This window comes from Rania fehmarnensis (assembly GCF_056494185.1).
The window spans coordinates 543574-560071 of the sequence record NZ_CM151398.1; the positions used below are offsets into that span (position 1 = coordinate 543574).

Annotated in this window: 18 protein-coding genes; 9 read left to right on the forward strand and 9 right to left on the reverse strand. The window is 53.9% G+C overall.

Annotation, left to right across the window (positions count from 1 at the left end):
- Positions 1-106 precede the first annotated feature (106 nt).
- Genes SH573x_RS01950 through SH573x_RS01960 form a run of 3 tightly spaced genes read left to right on the forward strand, consistent with a single transcriptional unit; the run spans position 107 to position 4377 of the window.
- On the forward strand, positions 107-3550 hold the full coding sequence (locus SH573x_RS01950) for a PAS domain-containing protein (protein WP_479352606.1): 3444 nt from the start codon (positions 107-109) through the stop codon (positions 3548-3550).
- A 54-nt stretch (positions 3551-3604) separates the two neighbouring features.
- The gene (locus SH573x_RS01955) at positions 3605-3901 is read left to right on the forward strand and encodes a hypothetical protein (protein WP_479352607.1); all 297 of its coding nucleotides are present in this window, start codon (positions 3605-3607) and stop codon (positions 3899-3901) included.
- Between the two features lie 17 nt (positions 3902-3918).
- Entirely contained in the window at positions 3919-4377 is a 459-nt protein-coding gene (locus SH573x_RS01960) for a DUF5990 family protein (RefSeq protein ID WP_479352608.1), read from the forward strand.
- Between the two features lie 118 nt (positions 4378-4495).
- On the opposite strand, the gene SH573x_RS01965 is transcribed toward SH573x_RS01960, so the two are convergent.
- From SH573x_RS01965 to SH573x_RS02000, 8 genes are all read right to left on the reverse strand, one after another.
- Positions 4496-5281: a hypothetical protein gene (locus tag SH573x_RS01965; protein WP_479352609.1), complete on the reverse strand. Its 786-nt coding sequence runs from the start codon at positions 5279-5281 to the stop codon at positions 4496-4498.
- 29 nt (positions 5282-5310) lie between these two features.
- Positions 5311-5844 carry a hypothetical protein gene (locus tag SH573x_RS01970; RefSeq protein WP_479352610.1) on the reverse strand — a complete coding sequence of 178 codons (534 nt, stop codon included), beginning with the start codon at positions 5842-5844 and terminating at the stop codon, positions 5311-5313.
- Complete coding sequence (locus SH573x_RS01975; RefSeq protein WP_479352611.1) at positions 5831-6298, reverse strand: hypothetical protein; 468 nt, start codon at positions 6296-6298, stop codon at positions 5831-5833. Before SH573x_RS01975 ends, SH573x_RS01970 begins: the two co-directional genes overlap by 14 nt.
- Entirely contained in the window at positions 6295-7128 is an 834-nt protein-coding gene (locus SH573x_RS01980) for a hypothetical protein (RefSeq protein WP_479352612.1), read from the reverse strand. Before SH573x_RS01980 ends, SH573x_RS01975 begins: the two co-directional genes overlap by 4 nt.
- Before the next feature lie 5 nt (positions 7129-7133).
- Positions 7134-7979, reverse strand: coding sequence for a hypothetical protein (locus tag SH573x_RS01985; protein ID WP_479352613.1), 846 nt, complete (start codon positions 7977-7979; stop codon positions 7134-7136).
- Positions 7976-8824, reverse strand: a complete 849-nt coding sequence (locus SH573x_RS01990) for a hypothetical protein (protein WP_479352614.1) — start codon at positions 8822-8824, stop codon at positions 7976-7978. Before SH573x_RS01990 ends, SH573x_RS01985 begins: the two co-directional genes overlap by 4 nt.
- An 84-nt stretch (positions 8825-8908) precedes the next feature.
- On the reverse strand, positions 8909-9847 hold the full coding sequence (locus tag SH573x_RS01995) for a hypothetical protein (RefSeq protein WP_479352615.1): 939 nt from the start codon (positions 9845-9847) through the stop codon (positions 8909-8911).
- A 97-nt stretch (positions 9848-9944) separates the two neighbouring features.
- Entirely contained in the window at positions 9945-10229 is a 285-nt protein-coding gene (locus SH573x_RS02000) for a hypothetical protein (RefSeq protein WP_479352616.1), read from the reverse strand.
- 433 nt (positions 10230-10662) lie between these two features.
- Between SH573x_RS02000 and SH573x_RS02005 the strand changes: the two genes are divergently transcribed.
- The 6 genes from SH573x_RS02005 (at position 10663) to SH573x_RS02030 (ending at position 15586) form a co-directional block, all read left to right on the forward strand.
- Positions 10663-10932 (forward strand): hypothetical protein, encoded by a 270-nt coding sequence (locus SH573x_RS02005; RefSeq protein WP_479352617.1) that lies wholly within the window; start codon positions 10663-10665, stop codon positions 10930-10932.
- Between the two features lie 35 nt (positions 10933-10967).
- A complete protein-coding gene (locus tag SH573x_RS02010; RefSeq protein ID WP_479352618.1) occupies positions 10968-11162 on the forward strand; it encodes a hypothetical protein in 195 nt (64 codons plus the stop codon).
- 20 nt (positions 11163-11182) lie between these two features.
- Positions 11183-11770 (forward strand): hypothetical protein, encoded by a 588-nt coding sequence (locus SH573x_RS02015; protein WP_479352619.1) that lies wholly within the window; start codon positions 11183-11185, stop codon positions 11768-11770.
- 186 nt (positions 11771-11956) lie between these two features.
- On the forward strand, positions 11957-12694 hold the full coding sequence (locus tag SH573x_RS02020; protein ID WP_479352620.1) for a hypothetical protein: 738 nt from the start codon (positions 11957-11959) through the stop codon (positions 12692-12694).
- 431 nt (positions 12695-13125) lie between these two features.
- Positions 13126-13455: a hypothetical protein gene (locus tag SH573x_RS02025; protein WP_479352621.1), complete on the forward strand. Its 330-nt coding sequence runs from the start codon at positions 13126-13128 to the stop codon at positions 13453-13455.
- Positions 13456-13627: 172 nt separating this feature from the next.
- On the forward strand, positions 13628-15586 hold the full coding sequence (locus SH573x_RS02030) for a fructose-bisphosphatase class III (RefSeq protein WP_479352622.1): 1959 nt from the start codon (positions 13628-13630) through the stop codon (positions 15584-15586).
- 427 nt (positions 15587-16013) lie between these two features.
- Here the strand turns inward: SH573x_RS02030 and SH573x_RS02035 are convergent, their stop codons facing one another.
- The gene (locus tag SH573x_RS02035; protein WP_479352623.1) at positions 16014-16388 is read right to left on the reverse strand and encodes a hypothetical protein; all 375 of its coding nucleotides are present in this window, start codon (positions 16386-16388) and stop codon (positions 16014-16016) included.
- Positions 16389-16498: the final 110 nt, after the last annotated feature.

Below are 16498 nucleotides of genomic sequence, written 5' to 3' on the forward strand. Positions count from 1 at the left end.
CTTTGTCGTAGTCGCGTCATGAGCAGCAATCAAGTTCAGCCATTCGAATATGTGTTCAGCTGAGTGCGCAGAGTCTGCGCAGAGCGAAGAAGAGTGTAGGGCACTGATGAAAACGATCGGGCAAGTAGTCTGGAGCTTCAGCTCCCGCGGTAACGCGATAGATTCGGATTCCGCCCGAGTATGGTGGGAAACTCTGACAGGGCAATCCCAGTTTGATCAGCAGCAGGGCGAAAACGCCTGGCTTGAAATGCTGCATCCTGAAGACCGAGTTCCGACTCAAGAAACATGGAACGGCGCAGTTTCAACCGGGTCACCTTACGACATCACGTTCAGGGTGCGGTCAAAAACACTGCAGTGGAAGGATGTAAGAGCGCGTGGCTGCCCAATCCTCCACGAGGACGGGTCCATCCGCCAATGGGTAGGAACCCTTGAAGACATTACGTCCCAAACTGCCGCTACCCTGGAAGCAGCCAAGCATCATGCCGATGCAAATAGTGAGAAAAGACGTCTTGAGGAAGTATTTCAGCATGCTCCATCTTTCATGGCCGTACTGCGCGGACCAAATCACGTCTTTGAGCGCGTCAATGAGCGCTACGCGCAGCTAGTTGGAGGAAGACGGGTGATTGGCCTTCCCGTCAGGGAAGCGCTCCCCGAGGTAATAAGTCAGGGGTACATCGAGCTCCTGGATCGGGTCTATCAGACCGGGATACCGCACACCGAAGTCAATGCCAATGTAACGCTGTTGCATCCAGAAGGCCCCGTCAACAAATCGCTCGAATTTGTTTACCAGCCAATATTCGATTCGGAAGGCACGGTGACGGGGGTTATCGCCCAAGGAATCGATCTTACCAAGCGTCGCGAAGCAGAAGAGGGCTTGGTTCAGGCCACAGCGGAGAGAGTCAGACTGCAGCGTATGTACGAGACTGCACTCAGTCACACGGCTGACTTTGTATACATGTTCGATACCAGCGGGAGGTTTATCTATATCAATAAAGCTCTGCTGAACTTGTGGGGAAGGGACTTGGAAGACGCTGTCGGCAAGAACTTCCACGATTTAGACTACCCGTTTGAAATTGCAGCCAAGCTCCAAAGACAAATTCAGCAAGTTATTGACACCGCTTTGCCATTGCGGGACGAGACGGCCTATACAAGCGCCGTTGGCACTGAAATATATGAATATATTTTCACGCCAGTGATCGGGTCCCTTGGAGCGGTTGACGCGGTAGCCGGGTCAACTCGCCAGATTTCAGACAGAAAGCGGTCGGAAGAATTGGTGAAGGCAAGCGAGCAGCGTCATAGGGCCCTGGTTACTGCAACTTCGGATGTTGTATACAGGATGAGCAGCGACTGGTCGGAACTCTACCCTCTTGATGGACGAGGGTTGGTTGCCAGTAACGAAGAGCCCATTCGAAACTGGATGGAAAAGAACATTCCGGCCAGTGAGCATGTTCGCATAAACGAAGCCATAGCGGCGGCGGTCTCGCAAAAGTCCGTGTTTGAGCTGGAACACCAGGTGCGGCGAGAGGATGGATCAATTGGCTGGACACTATCAAGAGCGGTTCCAATCTTCAACGAGCAGGGTGAAATTCTCGAATGGTTTGGGACGGCGAGAGACGTTACCCATCGTAAGGAAACAGAAGCTGCGCTAAGCGACATCCGCGCACGCATGGAGGCGGCGTTAGAGGCGGGGGCTATTGGGACCTGGAGTTGGGACGTACAGGCTGACGCCTTTCATGGCGACGCGAGCCTTGCAAGAATCTTTGCTGTAGATCCTCGGCATGTTTCGGGTGGACATATAGCTCGTATTTTTGAGTCTATCCATATAGAGGATCGTGAGCGTGTTGTTAAACTGGTCGCAGAGGCCCTGCACTCGGGTGAAAGCTACGAAGCCGACTACCGAGTTAATCAACCAGATGGCACGTTCAAATGGGTTACCGCACGGGGAAAGGTCGAACGCAACTCTGAAGGTCTCCCGCTCAGGTTTCCAGGTGTCGTAATTGATATTACTGATCGCAAACTCGCACAAAGCGAACTTGCCACAGTAACTGCTGAGTCTGAAAGACGAAGACGCATTTACGAAACCATTCTGTCAAACACGCCTGACTTTGCGTACGTCATTGGCCTAGACCATCGCTTCATCTACTGTAACGATCCGCTGCTGCGCATGTGGGGCCGCAGGTGGGATGAAGCCGTCGGGAAAACGTTCCTGGAAATCGGGTATGAGGCCTGGCACGCGGAAATGCATGAGCACGAGGTAGATACAGTCAGAGCCACCAAGAAGCCTATAAGGGGTGAAGTGCCGTTCAATGGCACACTTGGGAATCGTATATACGATTATATTTTTGTACCAGTCTTTGATGCCAATGGAGAGGTAGAGGCGGTGGCCGGGACGACTCGCGATGTGACAGAGAGAAAAGCCGCCGAAGAAGCGATCCTTGAGGCCGATAGGAAAAAAGACAGCTTCATCGCTCTCCTGGCGCATGAGCTAAGAAATCCTCTCGCTCCGATTCGAAATGGCCTCCAAGTGCTTCGTCTGGCCGAAGGAGACGAACAGGCGATGGTAAAGGCGCGGGAGATGATGGATAGGCAACTCTCTCACATGGTGCGGCTGATCGACGATCTTCTGGATATATCCCGAATAACTACTAACAAAATGGAGTTACGAAAGAGGACGATCACGCTTGCCGAAGTGGTTCATAGCGGCGTTGAAGGGGCGGGTCATTTAGTTGCTAATGCAGGACATGAGCTTCACGTAGATATTCCCGCGGAGGAAGTACTCCTGAATGCCGACTTAACGAGGCTCGCCCAAGTGCTCTCGAATCTTCTCACAAATAGCGCAAAATACACGCCGCGTGGCGGCAAGATTTCGGTGAGCGCTAGACGGGTGGAAAAGGAAGCGCGGATATCAATCACCGACACCGGCCTTGGGATTCCCAAAACGGAACTTCCACGGATCTTCGATATGTTCAGGCAAGTAGACAGAAGGACAGAAAGAAGCACGGGCGGCCTCGGTATTGGCCTCGCTCTCGTCAAGGGCCTGGTCGAGATGCATGGCGGTCGCGTCGCCGTGGAAAGTATTGAAGGCAAGGGGAGTACCTTTACAGTAAGCTTTCCCGTAGTCGAGGGTCGCTTAGATGCAAATGGGATTTTGGACAGCGCATCCCCGAGTAAACAAGCCAAGTGCCGCGTACTGGTGGTGGACGACAACTGTGACGGCGCAGCTACGATGGCCATGATGCTTCGACTTCTTGGCAACGACGTGGCTACTGCGCATGACGGACGCAAGGCAATAGAGACTGCTGAATTATTCAAACCAGACTTGATACTCATGGATATTGGGCTGCCTGAGATAAGCGGGCTGGAAGCAACGCGTATCATTAAGAACCAGCCCTGGGGAAAGAGCATACGCATCGTTGCGCTAACAGGCTGGGGACAGGAAAGCGACCGCGAAGAGTCAAGGGTTGCAGGTTGCTACGGTCATCTTGTTAAGCCGGTTGAGATTTCTGACCTTGAAAAAATACTTGAAGACGTTAGGTCAAATAATCAGTGACCACTTACAATTCCCCGGCTCGAGGTTGACGATCAGCAATGAAAGCAAGCAGGTATGGGCTCCGAACGGCAAATAGTCCCTGGGATCAGTGTGGATGCGAAGGGGCAAGCAACAATCGCAGCTGCTTTGAATGAAACGCTGTTTGATCTGGCGCTGAGTCTGGAGGAGATCACCAATTTGCCGGTGGATGTGCAGCATGTGGTCGCTGCCTTAGTACTGGCGGAACGCAGCGGAGATGTTACGCCGACTCAGGCTGTCTCGGCAAAAGACGCAGTTCTTGTACGTGTGTTAGCTTTCCACGTAAAATCGGTCTTTGCCATGTATGGAGGTGAACCAGGAAACGACGAATAGTGGTCATAGGTGCCGTCATGAAGAAGCAACCTGCACAATCAACAGAACTCTTGGTGACGCTGCGGATCATCGTGGTTGCGCCGCTGGCAGGTGTCGACTATGGTGTTCAAAAGGGAAAAGGTGCGGGTTATCAAGTGACCTTGTTACAAAGGTCCAGAGACAGGGACCTCGTATTCGAGATAGAATTGCCGGTTAAGCAGAACGAGCTCGGCCTGCCAAACTTCTCTGGTTCACTGGCACAAGGACCACCGACAGCCAGATTCATCTATCTCAATATTGGAAAGTCTGCTGGGCAAGCCGATAGCCTGTGGGACCGACGATTGAAAGTGCCATTGGCAGGCATAACTTGGCCGCTGGTTGAGCAAACCGCTTCTGCGAAAAAAGTACTGCAAGCAAGACTGCCAGGCACTGCCAGGGATGGTGGGCCAAGTTGTGCTACCATTCAGCCAATCGATGGCTGGCATGTCTGTGATTGAAAAGCTCAACCCGCGTGACTGGCTTCTGATCGCACTCGGAGCACAAACAAGAAACCGCACGGCGAGTAACAACCCGCCCTGCGGTTTTAGTTAGGTTTGAACAACCGCTGATTGCCGATTAGTTCTTCAGCGCCAGTTCGCAGCGGCTGATGAGGGCTTCGGTGCTCAGGTTTCCAGAGGCGGAGTCGGGGGCGTTTTGGATGGCTAGTAGGGCACTCAGTCCGGCGATTTCGCCGTCGATGTCGACTTCAATGTCGCGCAGCGATTTGACGATGTCGTCGGTGCTCGTGCCGTAAGCGCTGTTCATCGAACGCATTTGGTTGGTCATGTCCTTCATTTCGCGAGCCAAGGCGATCTTGCTTTTTAGATCTTGGCAGAGTGTCTTCAGCTCGTGCATCTTCTCCGGTGCTAACTCACAAGCTCGCGTCAACACGGCCAGTTGTTGTTGGCAAGGAGTTCGCAAGGTGTTGAGCGTCTCGATCCGCTGCTGGGCACTCTTGAGAGTGCGGCTGTTGCGATCGATGGCCGCTTGCACCTGTTCCTTGGACATCTCGCCGTCGCGAGTCGACACAAAACCGTGCTCCAGCAACCGCGTACGCAGGCTAGCCAGCTCTTCGCGACTGCTGTCCATCGCCAGCTGCGATGATTCGATGTCCCGATCCAAGCTCTGCACCATCGCGCCCAGCTTGGATCGCTTGCTAGCCTGGTCGAAGATGACCAGTTCATAGCTGGCCGCCTTGGCTTCGGCCTGGTTGAGTTTGTAGGTGTACTTGTCAACCAGGCCTTCCAGCGTATTCTCCAAGCCGCTTCGAGCGGACTTGAGGTACGGGACCAGATTGCCACTGAGCGCCAGCCCGAGCAATCCCAACACAACTCCCACACCCACGGCAACTTTCTGCAACATCACATAGTTCCTTTACATGTAAAGTAAATCTAAAGTTGTTTGCTTGAACGTTCAAGCTTGCCCAGTTGCTGACGCAGCGACTGAAGCTCGGTGGTCCATTGCCGACGCACGGTGACGATCACCGCCAGTTGGCGCAGGTACTCTGGATGATTCATCGCCAGCATGCGGTCCTTCAATTCCGCTTGCATGCGATCTAACTCGGGCAGAATCTGCTCCGCGATACGTTGGCATCGATAGCCCAGCGCGTTGTGTGCGATCTCGATGGCCATGGCATCGGACCACTGTTGCACGTCAACTTGGCCCGTGGAAACTTGGCCCGTAGAGGAGGAAGCAACTGGGGTGGCGGTCGGCTGTGCTGGTGGTTGTTGGTTGGCTGCATAGGTTGACTCCAAAGCGTAAGGCGGTTGGCCACTGGTCTGCCCATTACTAAAAGGCAGTTCACTGGGCGTTTTAGTGGACGAAGCATTGAATTTCTGACAACCGGCACTCGTTAGCAGCAGCGCTAGCGCGCAGCCAAAGAGCAACCAGTGCATAGTGGTTTGGTGTTTGTTAGCGCGGTTCATGCTGGCTCTCCGTGTTGCCGAGATGAGTAGGTGTGTCTTCCGATTCGCGGCTGACCACGAATACGCGTGAACTGAAGTTGTGCTGAGCAGCTGCTGCAGATAGCCGCAACAAGCTACTGATCGAGCCGTTGCCTTGTGCATCGGTGGTTACATACACCAGCAACTTTGAATCAGGCTCTTGAGCCGTAACCTTCTCCGGCAACTCGTCCCAGGCGACCGCTTGGCCATCCAGCTTCAGCGAGTCGGTGGTCAGCTCAAGGCGATGGGGCTTGGTCTTCTCGGGAATTTGTTGGGCCTTAGCCTGGCCGCGGTCGCGCGTGACCGCCGGTAGACTGTCGTAGTGATGCTGATGTCGACTGGCCAGCACCAGCAAAGGGATCGCCATGATGTCAATGAACGCAGGCGACAGTACAAACATCGCTTGCAGATTCGACTTGGAACTTCGCCGCTTCATGCTGAACCTCCTTCGAGCGCTTGGCGCGCCACGCTCTCGGCATCGGACTGCTTGTACAGATAGCCCGTGGGCATCCCGTGGACGTAATCTGGACCAGCGTGATGGCCTGGACCAGGGTGATGGATTGGTGGTGGCTGAGTCGGTTGTTTGCCTGTTGATGGTGAAGTCACTGGTGCAACCAACGGCGCAATTACCGGCGCAACCAACGGCGCTGCCAAATCTGGCGGCAAGGCAACCACCGGCTGAGGTTTCACCTCCTTGGCAACCACGCGCACTGCCTGCGGCTGAGTGGCGAATTGATGGGCAAAGTCAACAAAGCGGTCGAACTGCTTGTCGAAGCGACTTCGAGCATTGTGTGTCAGCGCTATGTAAAAAGCTGGTGGCATACTGACCAGGATGCCCAGTGCCGTGGTACGAAAGGCGGTGCTGAAAGCAACTTCGTTCACATCGTCGCTAACCAAGAACGCCCCGACCGTGCCCAACAGGCCGAACAAAGTACTGAGACTGCAAATCAAGAGGAGCGGCTGCAGATAACTATCCTGCTCGTTACCAATCTCTTCAGCCTTGGCCAAGGCCGCCGATGCGGTTGATTCATTCAAGCAATCGTTCAGCCAGCCTAGATCCACGGAACGCGACTTCCAGTATTGGAAGAGCGCTGCCCAATTGACGGCGCCAGCTTCGTTCAGAACCAGCGAGTTGAAGATCTCGCTCGGGCAAGGCAATGTCAGTGGTCTGACAAACAACCAGCGATACACCATCGCGTGGATGGTGATCAACAAGAAACCCAACAAGATGAAACAGATGATATTGGCCACGAGATAGTCGGACATCACAATCACTTCCCTTCTTGATACGAGGCTGTGGGGGTATAGCGCAAAACGCTCCACTTAAACGTTAGATCGGTACCGTCGCCGCTGGCGATGCTGGCTGGGCTACCATACCCCGACGACCGAGGACGCAGCCCGGAGGTTGCTTGGATCGTCGCGGTGTAGTCACTATCGGATTGCAGGTCGGCTTGTCCCTGGCTGGCCAGGTACTGGTAGAGCGAGCGATGCATTTGCACCACGACGCGTTGACTGAGGACTAGCAGCGGATCGCCAATCATGCTGGCCCCGTAGTTATCTGACGCATGGCGTAGCACATCGGGAGGTACCGACCTGGCAGGCACGCGTACCCAGTAGTTGCTGGGCTTCTCTTCGACTCGACCACGACTATCAAAGGGCACGAAGTTTCGATTGACTAACTCGAACAGGTAGACTTCGCCCAGGCTGCGCGTATCGAGCTGTTCGGGGATCAAGCGAATGCGAACGTTCTTGGCCGAGACTGCGCGTTGATACTGCTCGGTCAGTTGTTTCAGCTTCGGGGCGCTCAGTACATGGACCGGTTCGACCGCAGCTTCCACGGGGTTGACCGCTTGAGGCTGCACAGGTTTCTCAGGTGCCGCAGGTTTTTCAGGCTCAGCGACGTTCATCAGCGGTGTTGGTTCGCGCGTAGCCTTCTTCTTCGAACCCAGTTCGAGAACCTTGGTGTCCGCCGGAGTGCCACCATCGCTAATTTCACCATCGACTGATTCACGGCCTCCACCACCGGCACCGAGCAAGCCGATGATCAAGATGCCAAAGACAAGACTCGGCACCAGCCAATAGGCCAGTGCCAGCAGTTCACGTTCAAGTCGACTCATTTCGTTTTCTCCTGTTCTTTGAGAGCATCCAACAAACGTTTCGCAGCTGCGGCTTGTTTGGGGTCGAGCTGAACGGAGGCCACGCGATCCGAGGGTGAGCGATCGGTAGTCCCGTTGACGAGAACTTTGGCAGCTTGGCGCTGCGACTTGACCGATGATGGACTCAGCGGCAACGGCAAGTCGCTCGCCGATTCCCACACCGAATCGAAACGGTCGGGCAAGGCTACAACTTTGTCAGGCATGTTCGTGTGGTTGACCGAATCGAGACGGTCGCGGTTCAACGCTTCTTTGGTTAGTTCGCTATCGATGTGTTCATCGAGCTGGGCGACTTGACCTTGCAAGTCTTCGCGACGAGCTTCGATGGCCAGGGCGCGATCGGCCTGTCGCTGAATCAAGAGCTCGATACGTTGCCGCGTGAGTTCTTCGCTCTGCTTGGCCTTAGCGGCTTGGCTTTCGATTTGCTTCTTTTGCGTGAGCAACCACTTAGTCAGTTGCTGGTAGTCGGTTTCGCACTGCGCCAGGTCGGCTTGCAAGGCATGACGATGGCGCTGATAAGAGGCGCGACGATTGCGCGACTGTTCAATCGCAGCACCGTGACGAAATTCACCAAGCAGTTTGTTGACCAAAGTCGCGGCAGCCGCATCCACTTCGCTATCCGGCAAGCGACTAAGTTGCTCAACGTACTTGGGCACGTTGACCGCCGGTGTAGCCAGCGGCGCATTTGTAGCCTGGTCAGGGCTGGGCTGGGTTGGTGTTTGAGCCGTGACGCTGGAGCCACTGATGCACACAGCGATCAGCAGCGACAAGGTCAAGGTGGTGACGATGGTTGGATGCTTGACGAACATGATGGTCCTTTCAGGTAAGACGTGGGATAGAAGACACAGGCTGGAAGCCTATGCCACAGACACAGGCTGGAAGCCTATGCCACATTAGCGCGAGGCTGTTTTGGAGGTGTGCTTGCTCTTGAGGTAGTCGGTCACTTGCTGTTTGATCTGCGGAGTGACGTTGGGCTTGAGCGAAGCGGGCAGTTCGGGCGCGATGATTTCAGGCGCAACCGCGCGGGCACTGGGTGAACTGACGACCGACTTGACCAGTGGTGCCAAGGATTGAACGGAGGTGTACAACTGTTCGGCTTGTTGATTGAGCACGATCGACTGAGCGGTTACGCGAGAGCTGCGGAGAGAACTGGCTTGGCGCAGGGTTTCCTCTTCCATCAGCAGGCTGTACGTTTTCAACGACGTGTCGAGCGTGCGCAAGTTGGCCAGGGCTTTGCTGGTCGCTAGTTGCGAACGTTCAATGTTAGCGACATCATCTTTCAGCTCGGTCAGCCGTTCGATCTTCTTGGCTAGCAGCAGTACGTCGACGTCACTGCCTTCGAGATTGCCAGCCACCAAGCGAACTTTACTTTCGTGGAGGTCGATTTCGCTTTCGAGCTGTTTGACTTGGGCGCTGATGGCCGCGCATTCAGCTTTTAGTCGCGACTTTTGGATGGCGACCGTGCAACGAAAGTTCTCGATAGCCCCCGCAGAAGCGCTCAGCGCCTGGGCTACATTTTCGAGCACCTTCAAGCGCAGTAAACAAATGCGGGCCGCCGCACCCGGATCGCCTTTAAAATTCTTGAGCGCATCCTCACCGGCTTGACGGTAAGCTTCCGCCGCCAGGGCGAGTTTGTGAATGCGCTCCGTAACTTGTTCGGCGGTAACCGGCTCGATCGGCAAGTTCTCGTTGGTTTCAACAACCAGGCCACCATCTTGAGCCAGTGCACGATTGGCCAACTGACCAGCCAAGATCATTGCGATCGCCAGGCACAAGACTTGGAATAGTGCCTGCTGGAGCTGAGCTCGATACCAATAGACGTGAAGCATCATCGATCCTTCCAAAATATAAAACAGGAAAAGACTAAGCATCGTGCGACAAGAGTCTCCTTTCGCTCCGCGAAAGGCGAAATAAAGATGCGCAATCCAACTACTTCTTCTCAGACAGCAGATCACTGACCGCGTCTTCAAAGATCGATTCGATCGGATCGGCGGCGGACTGCTTGGTCGCAGAAACCGGCGTAGCGGTTGGAGTGCTGCGAGGCATACCTGCAACCTCGGATTGGTGATCTAAATCAAGAGACGCCGCTTGCGCAGGCTCGGCTTTATGAACACGAGCCGGCACGGCCTCCTTCACACCGCAACCACTGGCACCGACGGTCACCAAGGCGCAGACACCGATGGTCATCCAACCCAAGCAGCAGGCAGTGCGCATGACCGATCCCCCTCGCAAGTCACTGGATTCAGTTCACAGTGCCAGTTGACTTTGCCAACCGACGTCACCAACCGACACAACTAGAAAGGCAGTTGGCGAGCGATTTTGTGCCGGTCTTGAGAGAATCGAGTGAGATTCTTGCGAAACGCTTCTCACTAGTGTTAGTTGCTCAATCGTTCGCGGCCAGGGAATCAACTGAGAAGACCAAGCGGTTCAACGCACAAAATTCTCGACCGAGCCGCCGACCAATGTTATGCTTTTCTTGTCCTTGGGGTGATGTGAACCGTTGCAGGACGATGAGAGCGTTTCGGTCGTTAATCGCGTAATAGCCGAGTGAATTCTCTCTCCTTGTGGGGTAGAATTGGGTGAGTGCGTAAGCGGCAGACATTTCAGTGATCGCCGCCATGGAACGACGCTCCGAGATATCAAGACTGTGCAACACCCAACCGCCACTACTTCTGACACTCATCGTGAAGCTCACGAGGTTCAGCTCCAGCTGATCCGCCAGATGCCACCGACTCGACACATTCAGCGAACGGTTGAGCTATCTCGGCAGTTAAAGAGTATGTCGCTGGCCGCCCTGACGAGAATGCATCCCGAGTTGAGCGAACAAGAAATTCGGTTGTTGTTCATCGAGCAGGTTTACGGCCAGGAGTTAGCCGACGGCGTGCGTGACCTTTTGGCAGGGCGGCATGGCCAGTGAGCACCAGTAATGATCTTACTGCGGCGCTTGGCCCCGTGGACCGTGCACTGCGGGAACTTCGTGTGGCCTACTATGTCGGTGGAAGTATCGCCAGTTCCTACCACGGGGCGGCTCGCAGTACGATGGATGTCGACATTGTTTGTGAATTGAGCCATGACCAAGTCGACGCGTTTATAAGACTGCTTGGGAATGAGTTCTACAGCAGTTCCTCGGCGATGTTGAATTCCTGAGTAGGCGAGATCATTAAACTATGGAAATCAGGCTCGAAACGACGGTGCCTGTGTTCAGAGAAGATCCCAACTCTTACACTCGACCCGTGCTGGTGACTGTGGTTGGTTTTGATGACCAAGGCTCTGAGTACATGGTTGGCCAGTTGACTGGTGATATTCTGCATTTGTCGAAAGCCGAGGAGGTCGGGCTGCGTTTGATCGACGTGTTCGATTGTGATTCTTGGGAGGAAGTTTACCGAGACCTGATTGACAAACGGGGCAATTGGCGCAAGGAGCTTAACTTCGATTTGCCGGTTTTTGAACTAGTGGTTTTCTATCGCATCGTGCTGGCGCCTTGCACGCATGCCGTCCACAAAAACTTACTATATTCGGTGTTTGAATACTTCAGCTGTAACACGTTGATTGGATTATGGGACGTGGCGCCAGAAATTAGCCATGGTGACTTGATCGCGTTGGGGTTCGCTCGGCTCAGCCATTCCAAGATGGTCGTTAAACATAACGGCAATAGCTGTAAATTCAGCCGCGAGGGAAACTTGCTCGACTTTCCATTGGTCACGGCAACCGAAGAAGACGAACAATGGGTCAAATCGCGATCTGAGAACGAATGAGGCTATTAGTGAGCGAATCCAACCCAACGATGTGTCCACGTGCTTAGGTGCGGCACCGCCAGCAGCGATTCGCTAGCTTTACTACACAGCCGGCAAAAAAATTCGGAAACTTACGCAACCCGAGCTTCTATCTCGCGATAACTGTCATTGCAGATGCTTGCGTCGATTGAAGTCAGGGGGAAAGATATGAGCTGGTCCTACGATGATAGAGCCAAAGTGTGGCGATGCACTAGTTACGCCGATCTACAGTATGCAGAGATCAATAACTTTGCTGAGTATGGTCAACCGGTCAGTCCGTATGAGCCGGGATATAATCACGACCATGTGCCTGATTTCGGGAACATCGTTATTGAGATGCCGCAGTCAGAAGTGATGAACGTCGGGTATGGGTGCAACATCACGGCTCTTGATTTTCCGCTCGTCAATCACTTCTTGGATAATGGGGTCTTGACGGGCGATACGGCTTACATGCCCCAGTTCGTCGAACGCGGAGCAGACTCCGTCTTGGCTTTGGTAGGCGCACTTCCGCGATTGCGTACAGGTCGGCACAGGTTGAGCGATTTGATCAATCGACGCCAGGTCCGCAATGCGGATCGCTTTATCAATACAACCTTTTATGGACTCGGTAGTTATGGGCTGACGGCCGGGTCGATTTCGCGAGCCGACGCCGCCTACATTCATGGTTCGGTCAGCTTCGCACTCACTCGAAATACCGTCTTCGTTGTTTCAGCCAAAGAGCGCCGGGTCGAAGCGGAAATCGGCGCAGGGGACGACAACTGGGATTTCAAATCGGACAATGTGTCTGCTAGTCTCAATGTGGCTGTTGGAACTATTTTCGGGCCCGATCATTATAATCTGACCGATTCGATCAAAATCCATTTTCGCGGGCCAGGTAAACGTATGGATGCGTGGAAAAAGCACTAGGCCTGCGCGCCCTTCGTTCATGGCCTCAACGCATAACTCTGAACTCTCTTGAGCTGCGAAGGCCGCCTCGCGCGCCGTCGCATTCAAGGGTAACGAATCGATGAACTCGCACACGGCCCGCGTCCGATAGCGAGGCCAGACGCTCTGGGCTTGCTGCCAATCCTCAGGATCTTCCGATACCAGCGCAATCAGTGTTAATTCGTCAATTGTTCCGATTGAACGGCTGGCAGGTTCGAAGCCGGACATCCAGTGTCTGACACGTGTGTCAGCCGGCTATTACTTTTTCATCTTTGCCTCAAAGCAGTTCAGTACTGTAGGTTGGGTCGAATGCTTGATTCAAGAGTGAGCTAAGGTTGTGTAGCTATTGTGGCGTGCTCCCGGTATTCACCGTGTGAACAATCGACAAGGCCTGCTTGCGGAAGATGCCTAGTATGACTGACCGAACCTCTGTCGATGTGAAAACGCTGGAACTCAGCCCCATGGCCAATGATTCTGCCGTACGCCAGCGTTTGCTCGGCCTGTTTTATACAACGCGACGCAAGAACATGAAGCAGCCAGGGCTGGGCATTACCACTATGGAAGAGATGATGAAGATGCCTGCCGGGTCACTTGAGTTCCACCTGTGGTACATCTGTGAGAAAGGCTGGATACAACGCGAAGTCTCAGGCCCTTGGTCGATCACCTTTGCCGGTGTTGACGAAATCGAATCGCGCGAGTCCGACCGCGCTCGCTCAGCCCAACGTATTGCTGCACGCCAGTAACTCACTATCGCCGCGGAGTCCTTCCCAGCATCGCGCCGTCTGAGCTTGGCTGGAAATGTACGCTAAATGCGTAAAGTGAAGTATTGAACTGCCAAATTCCCGTTTGTGTTATCATTGAGCAAGATTCCGTTCCTTTACGCCGTTACTCCTTTGCACTTGGCGATCCAGTTTCGTGCCATCCATAATTCATTCGTTCAAAAGGCCTGAGGCCGATCTTTCCGCTTTGGAACTATTGGCTCTGAAGTTCCCCAATGTCGATGCGGCTATCGCTGAATTGTCGCGTCTGGCCGCAGTGCAAACACTTCCCAAAGGTGTTGTGCATGTCATCAGCGATATCCATGGCGAAGATAAAAAACTCCAGCATGTCATCAACAATGCTTCCGGTACGCTGCGACCAATCGTCGAGGCAATGTTTGCGACGACGATGTCGGAAACAGAGAGAGCAGAGTTTTTGAAATTGGTCTTTTACCCGGCTGAGGTGACGCGGCGGGTTGCCGATTTGCACTTGAGTTCATCCGAAATCAAGGCGTACGCGCAGCGGATGGTTAAACCACAGCTCGAGCTGCTCCGCTATCTGATTTCTAACTACAGTTTGCGGTTGGCGACGGATCTGTTTCCACCAGAGTATCGCGAACTCTTGTTGGAAATGATGCATGCCCCGTCCACAGAACGTGGCCCCGACTTCATCGACGCCATATTGGGTGAACTGGTGCGTCGCGGTCGTGCCTTGCACGTTATTCACCTGCTCGGACGATTGATTCGCAATCTGGCGGTGGACGAATTGATTATTGCTGGTGATCTCTGGGACCGCGGCCCTCGCGGCGATCGCGTGATGGACTATTTGCGGTTGCAACCCAACGTCGAGTTCATTTGGGGCAATCACGATGTCTCGTGGTTGGGTGCTTCGTTGGGACACGAGGCGCTCATCTGCACGGTACTACGAATCTCGCTGCGTTATCGCCAACTCGGCCAGCTTGACGAAGGGTACAGCGTTCCGCTGACTCCGCTGGAACATTTGGCTCAAACGGTTTACGCCAATGATCCTGCCGAGCATTTCATGCCCAAAAAGGACGGATTGCGTCCCAATGTGCTGGTGGCGAGGATGCAGAAGGCGGCCGCCATCATGCAGTTTAAGCTTGAAGGACAGGTCATTGAGCGCAATCCGCAATGGGGCTTGAACCATCGACGGTTGCTGCACCGCATCGACTATCTCAACGGCCATATCGAAATCGACGGCCAGACTTACGCACTCCGCGATAGGCATTTTCCAACGGTTGATCCCCAAAACCCCTATGAGTTGTCAACTGCTGAAACGAGTTGCCTGCAGAGACTGAAGCACTCGTTTTTGCATAGCCAAAAATTGCAAGAGCAAATGCGCGTTTTGGTTGGCCATGGTTCTATGTATTTGCGGCGTGACAATTGCCTCATTTTTCACGGGTGCGTTCCTACCGATTCAGCCGGTAACTTTAATTCACTGTCGATCGATGGGCAGTTGCTGGCTGGGAGAGCGATGTTCGAAAAGATTGAAAAAGTAGTTCGACGCGCCGTTGTCAATTCGAATCAATCCGATCTCGACTTTCTGTGGTATTTGTGGAGTGGTCCACACTCGCCTTTGTTCGGCAAAGACCGTATCGCTACCTTGGAGCGCGACTTTATCGCCGACAAGTCAACTCATCATGAGGTCAAGGACAGCTACTTTTCGCTGATCCACGAAGTTGAGTTTTGCGACAAGGTATTGACGGAGTTCGGTATGGAAACCGAGGGCGGATTGATTGTCAATGGCCATGTGCCTGTCAAGGTCGAAGCCGGCGAATCGCCGCTCAAACGCAGCGGCAAAGCAATTACGATCGACGGTGCTTTTTCAGAAGCATACGGTGACTATGGCTACACTTTGCTACTGGAACCGGATCGTATTGTGTTAGCCCAGCATTCCCACTTCGATTCCGTAGAGTCGGCGATTCAACGAGGGGTGGACATTGTTCCAAAAGTGCAATGCGTTCGCGCCTTTGAATCGCCTCGTAATACTAAAGACACCGAACGTGGCAAGCGAATCGCCTACCGCATCGAAATGCTCGAACGGCTGATCGAAGCTTACCAAACCAATCGAATGCATGAACGTCCAGTAACTTGAAAACTATCGAGGGTTTGGTATGCGAACCACCGTCCCCGACGACAAGCTGCGCATTGTTGATCAATTACGTAAAGTCGAACGCAGGGCTGTTTTGTTTAACCCGTAGCCGTTAGGCGAGGTGAAGTGCTAACCAGCTGTAGCGCCATGGGGCCCAGCGTTTGGTGTGAACATTTCCTTGGCGCGATTGCTTATCCCAAGTCGATCGGCGGCCGATCATTCCGCCCTCCGGTTTCCTAGCCTGCGGCCACGGGTTAAACAAAACAGCCCTGCGGACGCTTCGATTGGTAGCCGTCAAGCGGATTCGCAGCGATCGCAACTCGTAAAATGAAAAACCCTGAAATACTTTACGCGTAAAGTAGCACAGGGTTAGTGTCCGGGCGATTGGTGGTTCCGGGCGCGGTGTGTCAGCCTTGCGCGTGATACGGACTTAAGCGCGAACGATGGTCTTGCCGTGCTTGGTGATAACGACTTCGACGCATTCACCGCAGGGGAACTTGTAGGTCAGGACTTTGCGTCCGAGCAAGCCCGGCTTCCATCCGACCAGGCAGGGAGTTTCGCACTGGCAGCATGCGGGCAAGCAAGCCGCTACGGTGTATTTGCAGCAGGTGCAAGGATCCTCGACGCACCAAGTCACTTCGACCGGTGGCGGTGGTGCGCAGCACACTGGCTTGCAGCATGGACCACCGGCGCTAACTACGCCCGTCTGGCCAACCAGGCCCAGTCCACACAGCGCGAACATAAACAACCCAACAACGCTTTTCATCATCAGATGCTCCTCAAGAAACAATCGAACCATACTCATCCCAGGCACTCCTTGCAGTTTGCCCAAAGATGCCACTTTATCAAATTGTAGCTTAAGTTTACGTTTTGCTTAGTACACTTAAGACCTAGCCTGCCCTCTATGTGAAAGAC